Source organism: Nocardia sp. NPDC049526 (assembly GCF_044465765.1).
In the GTDB taxonomy this organism is placed as follows: domain Bacteria; phylum Actinomycetota; class Actinomycetes; order Mycobacteriales; family Mycobacteriaceae; genus Nocardia.
On record NZ_JBITMA010000005.1, the window covers coordinates 143,590 to 164,349 of the forward strand.

The following is a 20,760-nucleotide window of genomic DNA, read 5'->3' on the forward strand; positions in this document are numbered from 1 at the left end:
TACTACCCTGTTCCCGGTGACCGACTCCGTTGACGGCCTGCCGTATGCCGCGCCCGCGCTATGGGATGAGCGGTTGCGGCTGTTCTCCTTCGCCACGGCCGAGAAGCGGGCGGAGTATCTGTGGGTGCTGCGGGCGTTCGACAGTGCGCGGGCGGCGTATGTGGTGTTGCTGCACGCCGACGATGTCGCGACCTGGATCGAACGCAGTGCACCCGATGCCCCGCAGCTGACCGGCGCGGAGATCGGGCCGCTGTTGGATCAGCTGCATCAGTGGGGTGTGGTCGAGCGCAGCTATGACGGCACGCGCGCCGCGACGCTCGCGGAATATCGGAATCGGCACTACGTCTATCAGCTCACACAGGCCGGATTCAAGGCATATCGGGCGGTCGCGGGTGTGCTCGAGGCACGGCTGGACGAAGCCGCGCTGTCGCGACTGGTGCTGCCCGAACTGCTCGCGGATCTGAATACCCTCGCCGAGGCGAATAAGGCCGGTGATGCGGAGCGCGTGTACCGGACGCTGCGCCGACTGGATGCCGCGCTCTCGGATATGGCGGCGCGGGCTGCGCACTTCTACCTCTCGCTCGGCGATATGGTCCGTACCACCGAGATCACTCCGGAGTCGTTCCTGGCGCACAAGGACGCGCTGCTCGCGCATATGCGCGAGTTCAGCATGGATCTGGCTCGTTTCGCGCCGCGCCTGGCCGCCGCGATCGGTGAGATCGAGGAGACCGGCGTCGAGGACCTCGTCGAGCGAGCGGCGCGCTGTGACGAACGGGTACTGCTGAGTCCGGCCGAGCGGCAAGCGGATTGGCGGGCGCGCTGGCAGGGGCTGCGGACCTGGTTCATCGCGACAGCCTCTGATATTCCCGGCGAATCGTCCTCTACCGAGGCGGATCGACTGCGGGAGGCGACCATGAGCGCCATTGCCGCCGTGCTGTCGCTGCTGCGGCGGGTCACCGATTCACGCAAGGGCGGGGTGAGTCGCGAATCGGCGCTGCGGCATCTCGCGGGCTGGTTCACCGCCGCACCGACCGCCGACAGCGCGCATGCACTTTTCGATGCCGTCTTCGGTCTCGGCAGGCCACGCCACATTTCGCTGGAACATCCGGATGCGGATCTGATTCCGGCGATCCGCTCCTGGTGGGAGGCACCGCCATTGGAGATCTCGCGCACCCTCGCCGAAACGGGCAGGCCGCCGCAGGCCGGTGCCCCCGCCCGAATTCAACGCAATGACGCGGGAATTCGCCGACTCCGCGAGGCGCAGCTCGATGCGCAGCGCGCCCGCGCCGAGGCTGCCAAATCCCTGGCCGCCGCCTCGGTCCACGAGCGCGTCCTCGACGAACGGGAGACCGAGGTGCTGCTGCGCCTGCTCGACGCCGCGTCCACTGCCTGGGTTCCAGTCAGCGGCCGAGTCGACAGCACCTCCGGCTCGGATAGCGGCGTCACCCTGACCGTCTCCGAACATCCGGGTTCGACGGTGATCCGCACCGCGCGCGGGCTACTGCATTTGAACAACCGCCGCCTCGAGGTGAAGCAGTCGACCCGCGGGCGGCGGGCATGATCAACGCCCGCCGCATCGATTCGCTCGCACTCGACAACTATCAGCGCGCCGCCCGCGTAATCCTCGCCAACCATTTGGTCACCCGGACCTATCCGGACCGGATCGCACTGCCGCTGATCCGACGCTGGGCCACCGAACTCCGCGAGGATCTGGCCGAATTGTTCGGCTACCGACTCGAGGTCACCGAAACGACGGCCCGGGTCTTCCCGATCATCGATCGACTCGATTCGGGCAAACCGGCCCGCTCCGTCACCGAGCGAGTCTTCGACCGCCGCCGCTACGCCTACCTGGCCCTGGCGCTGGCAGCGCTCGGCCGCGCCGGTGATCAGATCACGTTGTCGGAGTTGGCCGATCAGGTTGCCGCCTATACCGGCCGGGTCGACGGCCTCGAACTGTCACCCGACCGCGCCGCCGATCGCGACGCCTTCGTCGATGCCGTCGGCTGGCTCGCGCATCGGGGTGCGCTCACCCTGGCCGATGGCGATGCAGGTGGCTGGGCCGCCGATCCGGAGGCGGGTGAGGCGCTCTACGACATCGATCGCCCGGTGGTTTTCGCGCTGTTTCGACCGCCGCGCGCACTGCAGCATCTGCACAGTGTCCGTGGTCTGCTGACCGAGGACGCGCTCGCGCACGGTCCGGCCGCGAATGCGCAGGCCGCCGATGCGGCGCGGCGGGTGCGGCGCAGTCTCGTAGAGCGTCCGGTGGTGTACGCCGAGGATCTGGCCTACGACGAACGACCGCTGTTGCTGCAGGATCGGGTGGTCGCGGATGTCGAACAATTCACGGGGCTGCGGGCCGAACGCCGCGCGGAGGGCGTCGCATTGATCGATGTCTCGGGTCGCCTCTCCGATGTCCGTTTTCCGGGCACCGGCACATTGGCGCAGGTGGCGCTGCTGCTGGTCGGTGAGATCGCCGATCGTGTCCTCGATATCGACAATCCGGTACCGGTGCGTCCCGGCGCACCCGATCCGGCCGTCGCTCTTGCCGAGCAGCTCGACGACGCCATCCCGGAGTCCACCGTATTCGTGCCGCTCGCCGATCTTCCGTCCACTGATCCCGAAGGGGCGGAAGAGGTTTCCGATCCCGATGCGGAGGCGATGGCGTATGTGCGCGCGACGTACCCGTTCGTCGAAGCGAGCTGGGTCGGCGAGACCGTGCAGGCGCTGACCGACCGCTACGGTGTCACCTTCGCCGCGCAGTGGCAGGCGGATGTTCCCGGGCTGGCCAGGGAGGTTGCCGCCCTGCTGGAGCGGCTGCGGCTGGTCCAGGTGGTGGAGGACGGTCTGATAATTCTGCCCGCACTGGCTCGCTACCGCGGCGCGGTCGTCACCGTCCGCACCAAGCGGGCCGCCGAATTGTTCGTCACCGCCTCCGACACGCTCGGGGCCGACAGCGTTGGTACGGAAGGGATTTAACCATGTCGCTCATCCATGGCGGAGTGCGGTTCGTCCCGACCCGCGCGGGCATCATCAACCTGTGGGACTACCGCGACCAGGAATACTGCTTCGCCGACGGCAGGCTGGTACTGCGCGGACCCAACGGCTCCGGCAAAACAAAGGCGCTCGAGGTGCTGTTCCCGTTCGTGCTCGACGGCAGGATCGAACCGCGCAGGCTCAATCCCTTCGCGGGTGAAGAGCGCACCATGAAGTCGAACCTGTTGTACCGCAAGCAGGAATCCGCGTATTCGTACGTGTGGATGGAGTTCGCGCGCGGTAAATGGGACGATCCCGAGGTCGTCACCATCGGCATCGGTATGCGCGCCACCCGGTCCTCGGACAAGGTGACTCGCTGGTACTTTGTCGCCGACGGCCGTGCGGGCGTCGACTTTTCACTCATCGGCCCCGACGATCGGCCGCTGACCCGCAAGCAGTTGGCCGAGCAGATCGGCACCGACGCGATTGTCGATCGACCGGTCGAGTACCGCAATGCGATCGACGCACGCATGTTCGGTCTGGGCACCCAGCGCTACGACCAGCTGATCAATCTGATCCTCACGCTGCGCCGCCCCCAGCTCGCGAAAAACCTTGATCCGCGCGGACTTTCGCAGGCACTCACCGATGGTTTGCGCCCGCTCGACGAGCAGCTGATCCTGGACGCGGCGCGTTCGTTCAGCGATATGGAGGAGGTCGGGCGCACCCTGGAGGGTCTGGTCCACGCCGATACCGCCACCAGGTCGTTCGTCGATGTGTACCGGAAATACCTTGCGGTACAGGCGAAGACCGATGTCGATCAGGTACGGACCCGACTCGATGCGGTGACCCACGCCAGCACCGCACTGTTCGCCGCCACCGCACTGCGCGAACGTCGCGAGGGCGAACGCACCGCCGCCGAGGCGCGCGCCGACGATGCCGACCGCGCCTACGAACAAGCGCTCTCCGACCGGGAAACCCTGCAGCGCTCCAGCGCCTATGAGGGCAAACAGCAACTCGACGATCTCGCCGACGCGGTCCGCCGCCTGGAGACCTCGGCGGGCGTGCACAAGGATAAGGCGCTCAAAGCCCGGCAAACCCTCGATCAGCGCGGCCAGGAGGCCGAACGCGCCAAGGCGGCGGTACAGAATGCGGCCGCCGCACTGGCTCGCGGCGAGGACGAATTGCGTGCCGCCGCCGAAGAGGCGGGCATCACCTGGGCCGGATCGGCCGACCAGGCCCGTGGCGATCAGCTGACCGCCGCGGTCCGTGGACATGCCGAGGAACGCGACGCCGACGTGCGCGCGGTGCGCAAGGCGCTCGGTCTGATGGATTCCGCTACCGCCGAACGGAATCGGGCCGAACAGCTCGCCGAACGGGCTCGGGCGCTGCGCGAATCGGCCGCCGCCGAGGTCTCGGCCGCCGAGGCGGCCGTCGTGCTGGCGCGCACCGAAGCCGCTGGCGCACTGCGCACTTGGTGGGATGCGCATCGAGAGGTGTACTCCCCTGTTCAGAAAGGCCTCTTCGCAGCGCTCGACGCCGCGCTGGCCGATGCGGGCTCCGATGAGGCGGCCGGTGTCGCCGAGATTTTGGCCGAACGCGCCGAACCGCTGCTCGAGGACATTCGCACCCGCCGTCAGGAAGCGCGCGCCACCGCCACGCTGGCCGGTGACCGGCTGGCCGAACTCGATGCCGAACGAGATGAGGTCGCGGCCCAACATGACGAGGCCCCACCGGTTTCGGCCGCTCGTGCGCGGAACGCGGAGGGCCGTCCGGGTGCGCCGCTGTGGCGACTGGTCCGTTTCGCCGATTCCGTGACATCAGCACAGGCTGCCGGCATCGAGGCCGCTTTGCACGCCGCGGACCTGCTCGACGGTTGGGTCTGCGCGGAATCCGAACGGCCGGAATACACTTCCGACCAGTTCCTGGTTCCAATGCCTACCGCAGCGCGGCCGTCCGGGCGCACACTGGCCGATGTCCTTGTCGTGGAGGAAGATTCGGCCGACCGCACGGTGCCGAAGCAGGTCATCGCAGACGTGCTGGCCTCCATCGCCCTGTACGACAAGGACTCCGACCTCGGCACCGAAGTCGGCGTGAGCACCACCGGCGGTTTCCGCCAGGGCGTTCAGGTGGGCCGCCACCACAAACCCGATGCCGAGTTCATCGGCGCCACCGCCCGCGCGAAGCGCCGGGAAATCCGGCTCGCCGAGTTGGCCGCGGCAATCGAGTCCGCCGGGGAGACACAGCGGAAGGCCCAGGCCGCCGAGACCGCGGCGAGCGCCGACCTCGCGCGAATCTCCGCCGCCGCCAAGGCATTACCGCGTCCCTCGGCCGTCACCGCCGCCCTGCGCGCGGTTTCGGAAGCCGCGGGCATGATGCGCTCGCGCTCCGAGGCGGTCGCACAGGCCGAACGCGACCTCGACCAAGCGGTAGCTGAGGCGTCGGCCGTCGAGAAGAAACTTCGCTCGGTCGCCCAGGCGCACCGCACGCCGCGCGACGCCCGCGAGGTCGATGCCCTCGCCGCCGCCATCCGTCACTTCGAGAACACCGGAACGGGCCTGCTGCGCCTGCGCGCCGACCATGAACGGGAGCGCGAACGCGAACGCGAGGGTTCGGACCGCTTCGACGAAGCCCGCGATCTGGCCGAGGCCTTTGCCGAAGAGGCCGAGGCCGCCGATGCGGGCTACCAGGAGCAGCTGCGCAAACTCGAAACCCTGCGCGAGGCACTCGGCGCGGGCGCCGCCGATATCGATCGCGAACTCGAACAGGCGCGGGCGAAGATCGAGGCGACCCGGGCCGAGCAGAAGGCCGCTCGCAAGGCCGCAAATGAGGCGATCGAGGCGATCGGTGATGCGGAGGCGGCTTACCGCACCGCACACGAGTCGCTCGGTACCGCGCTCACCGAGGTTCTGGCCGATGTGAAAGCCCTCGCGCCCTACGCCCAGCCGGATCTGCTCACTCTGCTCGGCGCACCTGCCGACAGCCGCTGGCCGAGCAGCGATGCCGCCTGGTCGACTCCCGAACAACTGCTCTACCGCATTTCGGCGGCCGGGCCTGAAGTCGAACCCCAGGTGCTGCCGGATGAGGTAGCCGAACTCTTCGCCGATCTGACCGCCGCAACGTCTTCCGTGCGGGCGGGCGATGCGGCCCGCAAATCCACGCGCAGTGCGGTGACCTCAGCACTCCAGGAATTCGACGCCGCGCTGGCCGCTTCCGGCCGCGACTACCGGCTCCAATGGGATGCCGCAGACGGCCTGACCGTCGTTCAGGTACAGGACGACAATGGGCAATCGGCCCTCGCGGATTTCGCCACCCGCATCGACGCGGCCCGCCGCGATCAGGAATTGCTGCTCACCGACGCCGAACGCCGGATCCTCGAGGACGCACTGCTCACCGGCCTGGCACAGCAGATCTATGAACGCACCAGCGATGCGCGCGATCTCATCGCCCGTATGGGTGCGGAAATGAAGCAGCGACGCATGTCCTCGGGCAATACCATCGGGGTGCACTGGGTGCTCTCCGATTCGCTCTCGGATGCGGCCCGGGCCATGTGCAAGCTGTTGGATCGCGATGCGTCCTCCCTGGTCGCCGATGATCTGGCGGCCATCCGCGCCCACTTCGCCGCCGAGATCCGGGCCGCCCGCGCCGCGCATCCGGAGCGTTCCTACCCCGAAATCCTGGGCGCGACACTGGATTACCGAACCTGGCGGGTGTTCTCCTTCACTCTCATCTCCGCCGACGGCAGCGAGGACAAGCTGACCGTGGCCAGGCACAGTGCGCTCTCCGGCGGTGAACAGTCGGTCTCGCTGCATCTGCCGCTGTTCGCCGCCGCGCATGTCATGCTCGACTCGGCCGATCCACAGGCGCCGCGACTGCTCGCGCTGGACGAGGCATTCGCCGGTGTCGACGACAACGGCCGCAGCGAATTGCTCGGCCTGAGTGTGCAATTCGACCTCGACCTGTTCATGACCGGCTACGACCTGTGGATCACCTACCCGCATGTCCCCGGCTGCGCGCATTACGATCTCGCGCATTCGGCAGCCGAGAACACCGTCAGCGCGACGCTGCTGGTGTGGGACAGCGGCGATCTACTGGCCGAACACGATGGGACCGATCTCACCGCCGCGCTCGGCTCCCCCAACCGCCGCCGCGTCCCGAACTCGATCGAGGGCGGGCTGGCACTGGACAATATGCCGGGCAGCCCGGCCCCGGTCGGCTGATTGTGAATGGATAGCAGTGTCTTCGAGCTCCACCCCGCCCCACCGCAAGGTCGCCGTCGCCACCCTGGTCGGCACCACCCTCGAGTGGTACGACTTCATGCTCTACGGCACGGCGTCCGCGCTGATCTTCAGCAAACAGTTCTTCCCCACGCTGAGCCCCGCCGCCGGAACACTGGCGGCATTCAGCACTTTCGCGGTCGGCTTCGGCGCGCGACCGATCGGCGGGCTGCTCTTCGGCCACTTCGGCGATCGGATAGGTCGCAGGACCACCCTTGTGGTGTCGCTGTTTCTGATGGGTGTGAGCACCATGCTCATCGGGGTGATCCCGAGCTACGAGAGCATCGGATTCTGGGCTCCGGCACTGCTCGTCACGCTCCGACTGCTGCAGGGCGTCGGACTCGGCGGTGAAGGTGCGGGGGCGGTGGTGCTGTCGATGGAGCACGCGCCACCGGGACGACTCAACCGGTATGCCAGCTTCCCGCAGATGGGCACACCGGCCGGGCTGATCCTGGCCAATGCCATCTTCCTCGGCACCAGCGCGCTGCTCCCGGATGCGGCCTTCCTGAGCTGGGGTTGGCGAATTCCGTTCCTGCTCAGCGCGATTCTCGTCATTGTCGGGCTCTGGGTGCGACTCGGGATCACCGAATCCGTCGACTACGCCGAACTCGTCCAACGGGGCGAGATCGCGTCGTTCCCGCTTCGCGACGCACTTCGGGTAGGACCTGTACGGCTGCTGCTGATTCTGTTGGCCGCCATCGCGACCTCGGCCGTCGTCTACATCTTCATGGTTTTCACGTTGACCTACGGCACCAAGGCGCTCGGGTTCAGCCGCGACTTCCTCCTGCTCGGCATCATCGTTTCCGCAGTATTCTGGTGTGCCGCAATGCCCTTCTGGGGCTCACTCGCCGACCGCTTCGGCACGCGCCGGATATTTCTCGCGGGTACCGCCGCGCTTACGGTGTGGTGCGCGGTGTACTTTCCGCTGCTGAATACCGGCAACAAGACCGTCGTCTTACTCGCACTGCTCGGCATGGGCGTGACGCTGCCGATCGGCCACAGCGTCGGCGGCATCATCATCGCCGAGCTGTTCCCACCATCGGTCCGCTACTCCGGCACCTCGCTGATCGTGCAGATCTCGGTCGTTCTCGGCGGTGGCCTCGCCCCGCTCATCGCGACCGCACTGTGGACCGCCGGCTCGACTTCGGCGGCGGTGACCTGCTATATCGTCGCCGTCTGCGCGTTGAGCACGACCAGCACGGCGGTGCTGATCCGGGCCGCCGAGGCGAACGCAGAGATCCCCGTGCCCGTGCCGGTCGGCTGACTACAGCCCGAAGGAGCCGCTCAACCACTGCGGGAGCGGGATGGACGGCAATCCCGGGAAAACGGGCGGGATCGGCGATACCGGAGCCGGGGCGGGACCGCCCTCGCTCGCATCCGCGCGCAGCGCCGGGCAGGCGCCGCCCGGGACGGTGGCGAGTTCGAAATGCCACCATTCATTCTGATATATCCGGCACAGGCCCCAGCGATTCCCATTCGCCTCCAGCCACTGCGCCCCGGCCTGCGGCCCCACGTCGATCGCCCGGCCCTGCACATGGGTCGACTCGTTGGGCGGCAGCACCCACCGCCGCGCCTCCTCGGGACTGCCGTAGGTCCGCACCCCGTCGTCCCACAGCGCCTGCTGCTCGGCGGGCGTGCGGTAGCCGGAGTTGATGTACAGCGCGACCCCTTCGGCATGCGCCTGGTTCTCGGCCTGCGTGTACGCCGCGGCGAGCCCCGGCTGCAGCCCCTCGGTCCCGCTGGCATTGCCGGCCACCTGCACGACCGGCGCGGCCGTGGCGGCGGGCATGGACAGCCCAGCCGCGACGATCACCGGGAACAGCGCGGCGGATACGCCCAGCAGGGTCCGGGTACGAAGCGTCAGCGACATGTCAGCGATAGTAACGGCGCCGCGACTGCGGACCCCGCATCTACTCCCCCCTACGGCTCACACCCCACCGCCGATCACTGCTGGCAACACACCGGCGAACGCGAGGACACCACCCTGTCCGAACGGACGTCATTCACATAGCTTTCCACATACTCACAGCACAATAAGTCACCAATGTCCGAAACATCCTGTGCCACGCCCGATTTGTCGCAGCGGAAATCCCTCTGTCCACAATCTATTCCAGTGTTGTGGATCACGATCAACAATTCCCAGCAACCCCCGAGAAACCCGGAAACTACCGCGCCTTCACGAGTTTCACGACCTCGCCGGAATCCCCACCGTCGACGAATTCCAGCCACACGCGGTCCCCCGTATGCAGCGGCGCATCGGACTCGATCACCGCATCGCGCACCACGAACTCCTCGCACGACTCGGTGGTCACGACCCCGAAGCCGCCGTCCTGATCGGCAACCCAATGCCCCACGATCGCCCACATACGGCGCAACCCTATTGCACCGCAAGCCTTTCCGCTGCTACACGGCACATCGACGCAGAACAGGCGGCTACCGCACACAATGCATGTGCGATAGCCGCCCGCTATTTATGGTGTCGATCGGCTATGAGTCAGGGGCGCACGGAGTCCGAGCCGCGGATTGCTTCGACTGCTTCACGATTGCGGTCGATGCGCTCGATGATCTCCGGGCCGTGCGCCCGCGCGTAGGCGATGGCGATCTTGATCCTGCGGGAGTGCAGATCCGATTGCTGACTCAGGACAGCGATGCGACGTTCCTCCGGACCGTCCAGTTCCTGTAGGCGCGCAACGATTTCCCATACCTCCGGTCCCGCAGCCAGTGCCGCGCGGCGGTCGGAGATGGGGCCGCGGAAAACGATTCCGGGATGGTCGAGCTGATCGAAACCCTCCCGGATCAGGCGGTTGAGTAGTGTGGTCGAACTGGTTCCCTCACGAGCGGCGCGTTCGGCCAACCGACGGCTGGCGGATTCCGAGATACGAAACGACGTACTCATTGCCCTCCTCGACCTCCATCGACACCGGTGCAGCGATGTCCCCCTGATCAAGAGTGCATCGCTTCGGCGGGATTGTTACCCCGGCGAACGGGGTGACAATCCGGTGTCCGGACATGTGCCCTGATGGCTGACCGTTTCGAGCGACCTGCAAGCAGTCGCCAGCGGCCCGTTTCGAGCGACCTGCAAGCAGTCGCCAGCGGCCCGTTTCGAGCGACCCGCAAGCAGTCGCCAGCGGCCCGTTTCGAGCGACCCGCAAGCAGTCGCCAGCGGCCCGTTTCGACCGTTCAGACGCGTTCCTTCGAGCGGGTGCGCACCCGCAACGCAATCGGCTTCTGCGTTTCCGCGAAGAAGTCGTTGCCCTTGTCGTCCACCACGATGAATGCCGGAAAATCCTCGACCTCGATCTTCCAGACCGCCTCCATGCCCAGCTCCGGATACTCCAGTACCTCGACGGATTTGATGCAATCCAGCGCCAGTCGCGCCGCGGGACCACCGATGGAACCGAGGTAGAAACCGCCGTGTTCCTTGCACGCCTTGGTCACCTGGGCCGAGCGATTGCCCTTGGCCAGCATGACGAACGACCCGCCCGCAGCCTGGAACTGATCGACGTAGGAGTCCATCCGGCCCGCGGTGGTCGGACCGAACGAACCGGAGGCGTAGCCTTCGGGCGTCTTCGCCGGGCCCGCGTAGTACACGGCCATCTCGCGCAGATATGCCGGCATCGGCTCGCCCGCGTCGAGGCGCTCCTTGATCTTGGCGTGTGCGATGTCGCGGGCGACGACCAGCGGACCGGTCAGCGAAAGCCGGGTCTTCACTGGGTATTTCGACAGTTCGGCGCGAATCTCCGACATGGGCCGGTTCAGGTCGACCTTGACCACATCGCCGCCGAGGATGGAGTCGGTCTGCTCGGGCAGGTAGTGCGCGGGCTCGCGCTCGAGCTGCTCCAGGAACACACCCTCCGGCGTGATCTTGGCCAGTGCCTGCCGGTCGGCCGAGCAGGACACCGCGATGGCGACCGGGCAGCTGGCGCCGTGCCGAGGCAGGCGCACCACGCGGACGTCGTGGCAGAAGTACTTACCGCCGAATTGCGCGCCGATACCGAAGGACTGGGTGAGCTTGAAGACCTCTTCCTCCAGTTCCAGATCACGGAAGGCGTGTGCTGCGAGGGACCCCTCGGTGGGCAGGGTGTCCAGGTAGTGCGCGGACGCGTATTTGGCCGTCTTCAACGCGAATTCCGCACTGGTGCCGCCGATTACCACCGCGAGGTGGTACGGCGGGCAGGCAGCGGTGCCGAGCGAACGGATCTTCTCGTCCAGGAACTCCAGCATGCGCGTGGGATTCAGCACGGCCTTGGTCTCCTGGTACAGGAACGATTTGTTCGCCGAACCGCCGCCCTTGGCCATGAACAGGAACTTGTAGGACGGATGCGCGGGATCGCCCGCCGTGGAGTACAACTCGATCTGCGCGGGCAGATTGGTGCCGGTGTTCTTCTCGTCCCACATAGTGATGGGCGCGAGCTGCGAGTAGCGCAGATTCAACTTGGTGTAGGCGTCGAATACGCCGCGGCTGATCCATTCGGCATCGTCCACGCCGGTGAGCACACCCTCGGACTTCTTGCCCATCACGATGGCGGTGCCGGTGTCCTGACACATCGGCAGGATGCCGCCCGCGGAAATGTTGACGTTCTTGAGCAGATCCAGCGCGACGAAGCGGTCGTTACCGCTGGCCTCGGGATCATCGATGATCCGGCGCAGCTGCGAAAGATGCGCGGGCCGCAGGTAGTGGCTGATGTCGTGCATCGCCTCGGCGGTGAGCAGGCGCAATGCCTCGGGTTCGACCTGCAGGAAGGTGCGGCCGTTGTGTTCGAAGGTGCTGACGCCCTCGGTGGTGATCAACCGGTACGGGGTGTCGTCGGCGCCGATCGGCAGCAGATCTGAATAGCGGAAATCCGGCGCGGTCACGGACGCACTCCTTATTCGGTCTCAGGGCTGACGCACCGCCGGGGCCTCGGGAAGGTCTTCGGCAGGCTGGTCACGAGCACAAGGAGCGTATCCAGCATTAGGCGGCCGACCGTGCTTAGGCAACCCTCACTCGGTGCATCCCGCCAAAAGGTTGCACGTTCAACCCCAGCAGTGCTACCTCTCAGATCTGGCAGTTGTCGCGCGCCATCAGGCGGCGGGACAATTCAATGACATGTCAGAGTTTGGAGCGCTCTCGTGACCGATCCCCACTGGCTCGATGACATCGAAATGCGCGCATGGGTGGGATATGTGCGCACCAGGGACCTCATCGCCGCCGCGGTCGGGCGCGACTCATCCCGCGAGTCGAACCTCACCTACGTCGAATACTCGGTGCTGGCCTACCTGGCCGACGCACCGGATCATCGACTCACCTTCGCCGATCTCGCCGCCAAACTCGAATGGTCGCAGAGCAGGCTGTCCCATCAGATCACCCGCATGGAGAAGCGCGCGCTGGTCGCCAGGGAACCGATCCCGGACGACGCCCGCCGCACCGCCGCGCGACTCACGCCGCGCGGCGCCGACGTGCTGGCCACCGCCGCGCCCGCACATGTGCAGAGCGTGCGCAAACATATGGTCGACGTGCTCGACCGCCAGCAATTGGCCGCCCTCGCCGATATCTACGACACGCTGCTCGCCCATCATCGAAGAGCCGCGGCTACCGAATAATCCGCCAGGTCAAGCCGACTGCACGGCCTGCTCCGGCACCCCCAATGCCCGCTCGAACCCGTCCGGCACCACCAGATCGCCCCGATCGAGATCGCCGATGCTGGTCTTGCGCAGTCCCAGCAGCGCCGAATCAATACCGCCACGCAGGATGTCGAGCACATTCTCGACACCGGCCTGCCCGTTCGCGGCGAGGCCCCACAGGTAAGCACGCCCGATCATGACCGCGCGAGCGCCCAGCGCCACCGCCTTCACCACATCGCTACCGCGTCGGATGCCACCGTCGAGCACCACCTCGATCTGCGATCCGACTGCATCTGCCACCACGGGCAATGCCCGAATCGCGGCCGGCGTACCGTCCAGATTGTTCCCGCCGTGATTGGACACCGAGATCGCCGCGACACCGGCGTCGATCGCACGCAGCGCATCGTCGACGCGCATCACGCCTTTGAGCATGACCGGCCCGTCCCACTGTTCGCAGATCCACGCAACATCCGCCCAGTCCGGTGCGGGAGTGCCCATCCACTCGCCGTAGGCGCCGAAGAAGCCGGGCGCCGGACCGCCGCCGACGGCCATATTCGGTGCGGTGAGATCCGGAATACGGCCGGAGCGAACATAAGTGGCGAGCCAGCGCGGCCGCGCCAGGGTCTGCGGTGCGAATGTCAGCATGGTCTTGAAATCCAGCTTCTCCGGGATCACCGGGCTGCCCCAGTCGCGCCCGTGCGAGAAGGACCAGTCCAGGGTCAGGATCAGACCGACCGCACCCGCCGCCTTGGCGCGCGACATCCGTTGCAGGATCTCGTCTTTCGAACCGCACCAGTACAGCTGGAAGAATGTCGCCGGATTCGCCGCGATGACCTCCTCGATGGGCTTGCTCGCGAAGGAACTGAGCCCCATCGCGATCCCGCGTGCGGCCGCCGCCCGCGCCACGGCCACTTCACCGTCCGGATGCACCGCCTGCACGCCGGTCGGCGAGATCAGCACCGGCATCGAGAGCTGCTGTCCCAGTACGGTTGTCGACTGGTCACGATCACCGATCGGGCCCGCGCAGTGCGGTGCGAAGCCGAGTTCGGTGAAGGCCTGCTGATTTTCGTCGATGGTCTGGCCGCGCTCGGATCCGGCGATCAGTGCGCCGTACACCGACTTCGGCAGTCGTTTCTTTGCCCGCCGCTGCGCCTCGGCGACGGTTTCGAACCACGGGTTCACGTGAGGGATCCTTTCGGGGAAGCCACCGGCCACCACAGCCGGATCTGTTCATGCAGGTCAGTAGTCAGTTGGGTGAGCAGTGCAGTGCCTTCGTCGGCATTGGCGCCCGTCGGGTCGCCGAGGACACCGTTGGCGCTCACCGCGCGCACACCCCCGGCGCGCAGCAGTGGCAAAAGCTCGGCGAGCGGCCTCGTATCACCGGCGACGGCGAGGTCGGTCCGCACCGCCTCCGGGCGTAGCGCCAACTGCATCGAGGTCTCGGCGCGGCCGGCGTGCGGATCACCGGGATAGCGCGGCATGAACACCCGCACGTCCCGGGATTCGGTACGCAGCAACGCCTCCGCTTTGCGCAGGGGTTCGAGATTGCCGCCGTGCCCGTTGACGAGCACGATGCGGTCGAAAGTATCGGTGGCCGAACGGCACAACTCCACGATCAGCAACTCCAGCGCGGCCTGTCCGATCGACAGCGTGCCCGCGAAACCCGCGTGCTCACCGCTGGCTCCATACGGTATCGCCGGTGCGACGAGCACATCCGACCGCAACTCGGCCAGCCGCACACACAATGCCAGCGCGATATCGGTGTCGGTGGACAGCGGCAGATGCGGTCCGTGCTGTTCGGTCGCCCCGACCGGCACGGCAAGGATCGCGCCCGCAGCCGCGCGCGACCCGGCCTCCGGCCAGGTCAGTCGCGCGGCCACGGTGTGTTCCGCGACACTTTTCACCATGCCGCGAGATTATCGTCAGTCACTGACATAATCAAGATCCGGCGATCGACGCCATAATCGACAACCGTGACAGATGCCAAGGTGCGGGGCCGTCCACGCGGCACAACCAAGCGCGAACTCGAACTGATCGCCATGCGACTGTTCACCGAACAGGGCTACGACGAAACCACCGTCGAGCAGATCGCCGCGGCCGCGGGTATCAGCGGGCGCACCTTCTTCCGTTATTTCCCCACCAAGGCCGAGGTGCTCTGGTATCAGTTCGACGCCGAGGTCGAGTCGCTGCGCGCGGCCTTCGCCACCGTGCCCGACGAGGTACCGATGATGACGGCCGTACGCCGAGTTGTGGTGAACGCCAACCGATATCGCGCCGAAGACGTGCCCGAACTACGCGTTCGCATGCAGCTCGTCGGCGGCGATCCGGCGCTGGCCGCCACCGCGGGCGCACATTACGACGCATGGGAGCGGGCCGTGAGCGCGTTCGCCGCGCGCCGACTCGGCGTACCGCAGGACAACCTGGTCGCGCTGGCGGTCGGCCGCACCACCCTGGCCGCGGCGCGCGCTGCCTTCGATGCCTGGCTGACCCGCGCCGATGCCGACCTCACGGTCTATCTCGACGAGGCGCTCGCGGCGCTGGCACGTGGATTCGCGTCGCCGAGCGAGGATCCGGATCTACCATCGAGCTAACGGCAGGTTTCACCGGCGACCGGGATGGGGTATGACTAGGCTCGGTATCGGCGCGCAGCCGACTGCACGACTATCCCGACAATCCCGTCGAAAGGGGCTGGAATTTCCATGTCCGAGGTGTCCATGAGCCTTTCGGCGGATTCCCTGCCCGTAGGACCGGTCGACAACCTGCTTCCGCAGCTGGTCGAACACCTGCGGCAGAACCGAACCGGGCTGCGTGAAGAGTGGGCAAGGCGCATTACCGAGGCCCAGCTGCTGACCGCGATGACCCCGGAGGAAATCTTCTCCGAGGCGACCTCCATGTACGACAACTACGTCGAGGTGCTCGTAACCGGTAGTGTCGAGGCGCTGCAGGCCTACGCGCGCGATCTTTCCGAGCGCATCATTCCGAGAGGCGTCGAAACCGACGAGGTCCTCGGCATCGTGCTGCTGCTGCGCGATGTGCTGGCCCGCTCGCTGTTCGAGAAATACCAGGCCGATTTCGAAATGCTCAACGCGGTACTGGACGCGTACGAGCCCGCCGCGAACCGCATCGCGAGCACTGTGGCCATCTCGTTCGTGCAGGAGCGCGAGCGCGTCATCCGCCAGCAGCAGGAAGCCATTCGCGAGCTGTCCACCCCGGTGCTCCAGGTGCGTGAGCAGCTGCTCATCCTGCCGATCATCGGTGTGCTCGACTCGCAACGCGCCCGTCAGCTCACCGAACAGCTACTGCGCGCCATCCGCGCCAATCGCGCGAAGGTGGTCGTCATCGACATCACCGGTGTGCCCGCGATCGACTCCACGGTGGCCAATCACCTGGTGCAGACCGTCGACGCATCCGGCCTGATGGGCGCCAATGTGATCATCACCGGCCTGTCCTCCGAGATCGCGCTCACCCTGGTGACCATCGGCCTCGACCTGTCGAAGATGAACGCGGTCGGTGACCTCCAGGGAGGTATCGAAGAGGCCGAACGTTTACTCGGCTATGAGGTGACCCGAGTCACGGATCGCATGCTCACCGAGCGCGATGGGCGCTGATCGGGCCCCCCTATGCCGGTTCCGATCCTCAAACAAGGTACCTATCTGATCGCGTCGGTCCAGTCCGCCCTGACCGACGCGGATACCGAGCGTCTCCAGGACGACCTGATGAAACAGGTCAGTAGATACCGGGCGCACGGGATCATCGTGGACGTCACCGCGATCGATGTCATGGATTCGTTCGCGGCCAGATCGCTGCGTACCATCGCGCACATGACGCAGCTCCGCGGTGCCGAAACGGTCATCGTCGGATTGCAACCCGAAGTCGCGTTCGCCATGGTGCAGTTGGGCCTCACCTTCGAGGACATGCACACCGCCCTCGACCTGGAAGAGGGCTTGGCGTGGTTGAACCGCATGACTCCGGCCCGCCGCCAGCGAGATGGTCGTGACAGTGGCCGCTGAGAACTTGGTGATCGCGGTCAGGGTGTCGGGTGACATCGTGATCGCACGTCAAGCCGGACGTGAGCTGGCGGCCAAGCTCGGATTTTCACTGACAGATATGACCATGATCTCGACGGCGATCTCCGAGATCGCCCGCAACATAACCAGTTACGCGGGCAGCGGTGAAATACGTTTGCTGGTCGATGACCGGGAGGGTCGCCAGGCGCTGGTCGTTCAGGCCGAGGACCAGGGCCCCGGCATTCTCGATATCGCCCGCGCGCTCGACGACGGGTACTCCACCGGCCGCGGTCTCGGACTCGGCCTGCCCGGCGCGCGCCGGCTGATGGACCGGCTCACCGTTGATTCGGCACCCGGTCGCGGCACGTTGGTGGAGATGTGGAAGTGGGTACCCAACGGTGCATGAGGACGGGATCATCGGCCGGATCGAATGGGCGGTGGCCGGCCGTGCCCTGCCCGGTCAGCGGGTCTCAGGTGATCGCGGCGTGGTCCTCGACGCGGGCGGCGGCGCGGTGCTCTTCGCCGTCCTCGACGGACTCGGCCACGGTTCGGCGGCCGCGGACGCCGCCGACCGCGCAGCACAGGTGCTCTCGGAGAACCGCGCCGAACCGCTGGACGTCCTGATGGTGCTGTGTCATCGGGCCATGGCCGACACCCGAGGTGCGGCAGTCTCTTTGGCGCTGTTCGGCGCATCCGATACGGTGCACTGGCTCGGCGTCGGCAATGTCGATTCCCGGATTCTGACCGCGGGTCCGGTCGGGCTCGCCATGCGCGCGACAGTCCTGATGACCGGTGGCATCGTCGGCTATCGGCTACCCCAGCACCTACAGGTGCAGACCGTTCCGGTGCGTCCGGGCGATCTGCTGTTGATGTCGACCGACGGCATCGTCACCGAATCCGCCGACAGCGGCATCGATCCGTCCAAATCCACCGCCGAGATCACCGCCGAAATCCTGGCCAGGCATGCCAAGGACACCGACGACGCATTGGTGCTCGCGGCCCGCCACCGGGGCGGCGTACTGGAGGCACCAGCGTGAACGGCGGAATGCACATGAGCGAGCGCAGCGAGCGAACAAAAGGCGCAGCCGCCATCGCGGTCGAGGCGCAGACATGAGCGCGGCGCTGGCCGCATTTCTCGACGCCTACGCGGATGCGCTACGGCGGCACTTGAACGCACCGTCGCAAGCCGGTCTCGGGGAGGGTTACGAACTCGGCCGGCGGGCTCTCGTCGAGGGCATCAGCCTGCTCGATCTCACCGAAAACCATTACCGGGTGGTGCAAGCCGCGGAATCGGGCACCGCGAAGGCCGACGAATCCGCCAAACACGCCGAGACCGCACTGGAATTCCTGCTGCAGACTCTCGCTGCCCTGGACATCGCCACCCGCGGATATATCGACGGCACCCGCCGCGCCGAACAACAGCGTTCCCGCATCGACGATCTCGCCGGGCGCGACGCCTTCCGCACCGCCCTGGTGGAGTCGCTGCAGGACGGCTTCTTCGTGGCCGATGCCCGCGGCACCATCATCGAGGTCAATTCCGCCTTCGGCGCGCTGACCGGTTACGGCGCGTCGGAATTGCCTTTCCCGCTGCCGCATCCGTGGTCGACGCCGGAAGGTCCGCGCTATCCCGATCTCGGTAGCGAGGCACAGCGTTTCGTGATTCCGGTCAAACATCGCGACGGCCGCACGGTCTGGCTCGCGGTGAGTACCAGTGCGATGGTCGAACCGGAGAAGTACGAGCAGATCTTCGTCGGCACCATCCGCGATGTCACCGCCGAACACGATGCGCAGGCCCGCGATCAGGCGGCGTCACGACTTGCCACAGCGGTCGGCGCGGCGACGAGTGTGGTCGAGGTGCTCGCCGTCGGGCTGGACGAACTGCGACGCACCGTTGGCGCGGAAACCGCGGTGGTGATGGTGTGGCCCAACCGCAATACCGGTCCGGAGACGTATGTCTCGGGGGCCGAGGGCGCTCCGGAGGGCTCGGTGCTCGACGCCCGCGCGCGGGCGCTACTGGATCGGGCCCGGCGCCGTCCGGCGCGCAGCCTGTTCGCGATTCCGGAGGGCACCGAGAGTTCCGAGGGCATCGTCGCCCCGCTCGGTGAGACCGGTGACGCGGCATTGTGGCTGCGCTTCGCCGCGCCGCGCGCCATCAGCGCCGCCGATTGGACACTGTTCTCGCTGCTCATCGGACATCTGAGTCTGGCGGTGCAGCGGGCGCGCAACTTCGATCAGGCGCGTTCGACCTCGCTGACACTGCAGCGCGCCATGCTCGGTCCGATCGAACTGCCGCCGCGGTTCTCGGTGCATTACGAGCCCGCGCTGCCGCCGCTGGAGATCGGCGGCGACTGGTACGACGTGGTTCCGCTGCGCGACGGCACCATCGGCGTCGTGGTCGGCGACTGCGTCGGACGTGGCCTGTCCGCGGCCGTCGTGATGGGCCAATTGCGTACTGCCGCACGGGCTCTGCTGCTGCGCGGCGCGGGCCCGGCGCAGCTGCTCGCGGAACTCGATACCGTCGCCGGCCGGATTCCCGGCGCGATGTGCACGACGGTCTGCGCCGCCGTCCTCGATCCCGTGCGCGGACTGGTCCGCTACAGCAGCGCAGGACATATGCCGCCGATTCTGGCCGATGTCGGTCAGCCGGGCCGATTGCTAGAGGGTGGCCGCGCGGTACCGCTGGCTACTTTCGATACGCCACGGCGTCCTGAGGCCACCACGGCGCTCACACCGGGTTCGACTCTGGTGCTGTTCACCGACGGCCTGGTCGAACAGCGCGGCGTCGATATCGACGACAGTTTCGCGAAGATCTCGGGGGTGCTCGCCGATACCGCGGGCAAGCTGCCGCGTGAGGTCGCCGATGCCGTGCTCTCCCGACTGCGTCCGGCCGCGGGCTATGACGATGACGTCGCCATGGTCGTGTACCGGCAACCCCCAGCACCGCTGCGGCTCGAGATTCCGGCCAATCCGGATCAGCTCTCGGCCATGCGCAAGCGGCTCAAGGCGTGGCTCGCCGCCGCCGCGGTACCGCACGATCTCGCCTCCGACCTCATCGCCGCGGCCAACGAGGCCTGTAGCAACAGCATCGAACACGCCTACCGCAACGGCGGCGGGCCGGTCACCCGCGCGATCAGCTCCACGGCCGAACTGCTCGGCCGTGCCACCAGCGCCGCGGCGGCCACCACCGATCCTGGACTCGTCGAGTTGACCGCCGAATGTGATACCCAAAAGGTCGTCATTCTGGTCGCCGACACCGGAACGTGGAAACCGCGCTCCGCCGATCCGGGGCCACGCGGACGCGGCATCGACATGATGCGGGCTTTGACGGAAGAATTGGAGATAGACCACAGCGGGCTGGGCACCCGCGTCCGCATGTCGGTAACGTTGCCCGCGATCAAATCCCCCGTAGCGAACCCACTGCGTGGCACGAACCGCCAGGTTTCTGGCTGAGGAATGCAGCGCGAAAGGCGGGTTCATGGCAGATTGTGATGATGTGACAAACAACTCCGGAGACGCGTATCCCCTGGCGGACACGATGGCCACCACAGTCGAGGCACACGATGGCGCGACCGTGCTCACGGTTTCCGGCGAGGTCGATCTGGCGACCGCGCCAGCGCTGGAGAACACCATCGAGGCCATCCTCACCGGCAAACCGGCGGTCCTGATCATCGACCTGACCGGCGTCAGCTTCCTCGCCTCGGCGGGCATGGCGACCCTGGTCGCGGCGCATCAGCGGGCAGGCGACACAACGACCATCGTGGTGGTCGCGGACGGTCCGGCCACCAGCCGGCAGCTCAAGATGACGAGTCTGGATCAGGTGTTCGCACTGCACACCACCCTGGCCGAGGCGCTGGCCGCGCTCCGGTAGCGCGGCCTGATTTCAACCGGAACCTTTCCGATCA

General features: G+C 66.8%; 18 protein-coding genes. 12 read left to right on the forward strand and 6 right to left on the reverse strand.

Going from position 1 to position 20,760, the window contains the following annotated elements:
• Positions 1-73 precede the first annotated feature (73 nt).
• From ACIBW7_RS17185 to ACIBW7_RS17200, 4 genes are read left to right on the forward strand one after another with little or no spacing between them, the layout of a single operon-like run.
• Positions 74-1,561 carry a TIGR02677 family protein gene (locus tag ACIBW7_RS17185; protein WP_397048144.1) on the forward strand — a complete coding sequence of 496 codons (1,488 nt, stop codon included), beginning with the start codon at positions 74-76 and terminating at the stop codon, positions 1,559-1,561.
• Positions 1,561-2,976, forward strand: coding sequence for a TIGR02678 family protein (locus tag ACIBW7_RS17190; RefSeq protein ID WP_397048146.1), 1,416 nt, complete (start codon positions 1,561-1,563; stop codon positions 2,974-2,976). Before ACIBW7_RS17185 ends, ACIBW7_RS17190 begins: the two co-directional genes overlap by 1 nt.
• Positions 2,977-2,978: 2 nt before the next feature.
• The gene (locus tag ACIBW7_RS17195) at positions 2,979-7,190 is read left to right on the forward strand and encodes a TIGR02680 family protein (RefSeq protein WP_397047215.1); all 4,212 of its coding nucleotides are present in this window, start codon (positions 2,979-2,981) and stop codon (positions 7,188-7,190) included.
• A 16-nt stretch (positions 7,191-7,206) separates the two neighbouring features.
• Positions 7,207-8,511, forward strand: a complete 1,305-nt coding sequence (locus ACIBW7_RS17200) for an MFS transporter (protein WP_397047217.1) — start codon at positions 7,207-7,209, stop codon at positions 8,509-8,511.
• On the opposite strand, the gene ACIBW7_RS17205 is transcribed toward ACIBW7_RS17200, so the two are convergent.
• The 4 genes from ACIBW7_RS17205 to ACIBW7_RS17220 all read right to left on the reverse strand — a co-directional run bounded on the left by ACIBW7_RS17205 (position 8,512) and on the right by ACIBW7_RS17220 (position 12,104).
• A complete protein-coding gene (locus tag ACIBW7_RS17205) occupies positions 8,512-9,117 on the reverse strand; it encodes a D-alanyl-D-alanine carboxypeptidase family protein (RefSeq protein WP_397047219.1) in 606 nt (201 codons plus the stop codon).
• A gap of 295 nt (positions 9,118-9,412) precedes the next feature.
• Positions 9,413-9,613 carry a hypothetical protein gene (locus tag ACIBW7_RS17210; RefSeq protein ID WP_397047221.1) on the reverse strand — a complete coding sequence of 67 codons (201 nt, stop codon included), beginning with the start codon at positions 9,611-9,613 and terminating at the stop codon, positions 9,413-9,415.
• A 128-nt stretch (positions 9,614-9,741) separates the two neighbouring features.
• On the reverse strand, positions 9,742-10,143 hold the full coding sequence (locus ACIBW7_RS17215; RefSeq protein WP_397047223.1) for a hypothetical protein: 402 nt from the start codon (positions 10,141-10,143) through the stop codon (positions 9,742-9,744).
• Positions 10,144-10,427: 284 nt separating this feature from the next.
• Positions 10,428-12,104, reverse strand: coding sequence for a fumarate hydratase (locus ACIBW7_RS17220; RefSeq protein ID WP_397047225.1), 1,677 nt, complete (start codon positions 12,102-12,104; stop codon positions 10,428-10,430).
• Between the two features lie 255 nt (positions 12,105-12,359).
• Between ACIBW7_RS17220 and ACIBW7_RS17225 the strand changes: the two genes are divergently transcribed.
• Positions 12,360-12,830, forward strand: a complete 471-nt coding sequence (locus ACIBW7_RS17225; protein WP_063037244.1) for a MarR family winged helix-turn-helix transcriptional regulator — start codon at positions 12,360-12,362, stop codon at positions 12,828-12,830.
• A gap of 9 nt (positions 12,831-12,839) precedes the next feature.
• Here the strand turns inward: ACIBW7_RS17225 and mftD are convergent, their stop codons facing one another.
• Together mftD and mftE are read right to left on the reverse strand one after the other, a co-directional pair.
• Positions 12,840-14,033: a pre-mycofactocin synthase MftD gene (gene mftD / locus ACIBW7_RS17230; protein ID WP_397047227.1), complete on the reverse strand. Its 1,194-nt coding sequence runs from the start codon at positions 14,031-14,033 to the stop codon at positions 12,840-12,842.
• Entirely contained in the window at positions 14,030-14,758 is a 729-nt protein-coding gene (gene mftE / locus ACIBW7_RS17235; protein WP_397047228.1) for a mycofactocin biosynthesis peptidyl-dipeptidase MftE, read from the reverse strand. The genes mftD and mftE overlap by 4 nt, the downstream gene beginning before the upstream one ends.
• Before the next feature lie 66 nt (positions 14,759-14,824).
• On the opposite strand from mftE, the gene mftR reads away from it, so the two are divergent.
• The 7 genes from mftR (at position 14,825) to ACIBW7_RS17270 (ending at position 20,726) form a co-directional block, all read left to right on the forward strand.
• Complete coding sequence (gene mftR / locus ACIBW7_RS17240; RefSeq protein WP_397047230.1) at positions 14,825-15,442, forward strand: mycofactocin system transcriptional regulator; 618 nt, start codon at positions 14,825-14,827, stop codon at positions 15,440-15,442.
• A gap of 108 nt (positions 15,443-15,550) precedes the next feature.
• On the forward strand, positions 15,551-16,459 hold the full coding sequence (locus ACIBW7_RS17245; protein ID WP_040691747.1) for an STAS domain-containing protein: 909 nt from the start codon (positions 15,551-15,553) through the stop codon (positions 16,457-16,459).
• Positions 16,460-16,471: 12 nt separating this feature from the next.
• Positions 16,472-16,861, forward strand: a complete 390-nt coding sequence (locus ACIBW7_RS17250; RefSeq protein ID WP_040691749.1) for an STAS domain-containing protein — start codon at positions 16,472-16,474, stop codon at positions 16,859-16,861.
• Positions 16,839-17,264, forward strand: coding sequence for an ATP-binding protein (locus tag ACIBW7_RS17255; protein ID WP_040691752.1), 426 nt, complete (start codon positions 16,839-16,841; stop codon positions 17,262-17,264). The genes ACIBW7_RS17250 and ACIBW7_RS17255 overlap by 23 nt, the downstream gene beginning before the upstream one ends.
• Positions 17,257-17,895: a SpoIIE family protein phosphatase gene (locus ACIBW7_RS17260; protein WP_397047232.1), complete on the forward strand. Its 639-nt coding sequence runs from the start codon at positions 17,257-17,259 to the stop codon at positions 17,893-17,895. Before ACIBW7_RS17255 ends, ACIBW7_RS17260 begins: the two co-directional genes overlap by 8 nt.
• Positions 17,896-17,968: 73 nt before the next feature.
• A complete protein-coding gene (locus ACIBW7_RS17265; protein WP_397047234.1) occupies positions 17,969-20,308 on the forward strand; it encodes a SpoIIE family protein phosphatase in 2,340 nt (779 codons plus the stop codon).
• Between the two features lie 85 nt (positions 20,309-20,393).
• The gene (locus ACIBW7_RS17270; protein WP_397048148.1) at positions 20,394-20,726 is read left to right on the forward strand and encodes an STAS domain-containing protein; all 333 of its coding nucleotides are present in this window, start codon (positions 20,394-20,396) and stop codon (positions 20,724-20,726) included.
• Positions 20,727-20,760 lie beyond the last annotated feature (34 nt).

Coding starts and splice junctions, on each gene's coding strand:
- mftE (WP_397047228.1), bottom strand. CDS start 14,758: ATGGTGAAAAGTGTCGCGGAACACACCGTGGCCGCGCGACTGACCTGG.
- ACIBW7_RS17195 (WP_397047215.1), top strand. CDS start 2,979: ATGTCGCTCATCCATGGCGGAGTGCGGTTCGTCCCGACCCGCGCGGGC.
- ACIBW7_RS17210 (WP_397047221.1), bottom strand. CDS start 9,613: ATGTGGGCGATCGTGGGGCATTGGGTTGCCGATCAGGACGGCGGCTTC.
- ACIBW7_RS17215 (WP_397047223.1), bottom strand. CDS start 10,143: ATGAGTACGTCGTTTCGTATCTCGGAATCCGCCAGCCGTCGGTTGGCC.
- ACIBW7_RS17245 (WP_040691747.1), top strand. CDS start 15,551: ATGTCCGAGGTGTCCATGAGCCTTTCGGCGGATTCCCTGCCCGTAGGA.
- ACIBW7_RS17265 (WP_397047234.1), top strand. CDS start 17,969: ATGAGCGCGGCGCTGGCCGCATTTCTCGACGCCTACGCGGATGCGCTA.
- ACIBW7_RS17250 (WP_040691749.1), top strand. CDS start 16,472: ATGCCGGTTCCGATCCTCAAACAAGGTACCTATCTGATCGCGTCGGTC.
- ACIBW7_RS17270 (WP_397048148.1), top strand. CDS start 20,394: ATGGCCACCACAGTCGAGGCACACGATGGCGCGACCGTGCTCACGGTT.
- ACIBW7_RS17255 (WP_040691752.1), top strand. CDS start 16,839: ATGGTCGTGACAGTGGCCGCTGAGAACTTGGTGATCGCGGTCAGGGTG.
- ACIBW7_RS17205 (WP_397047219.1), bottom strand. CDS start 9,117: ATGTCGCTGACGCTTCGTACCCGGACCCTGCTGGGCGTATCCGCCGCG.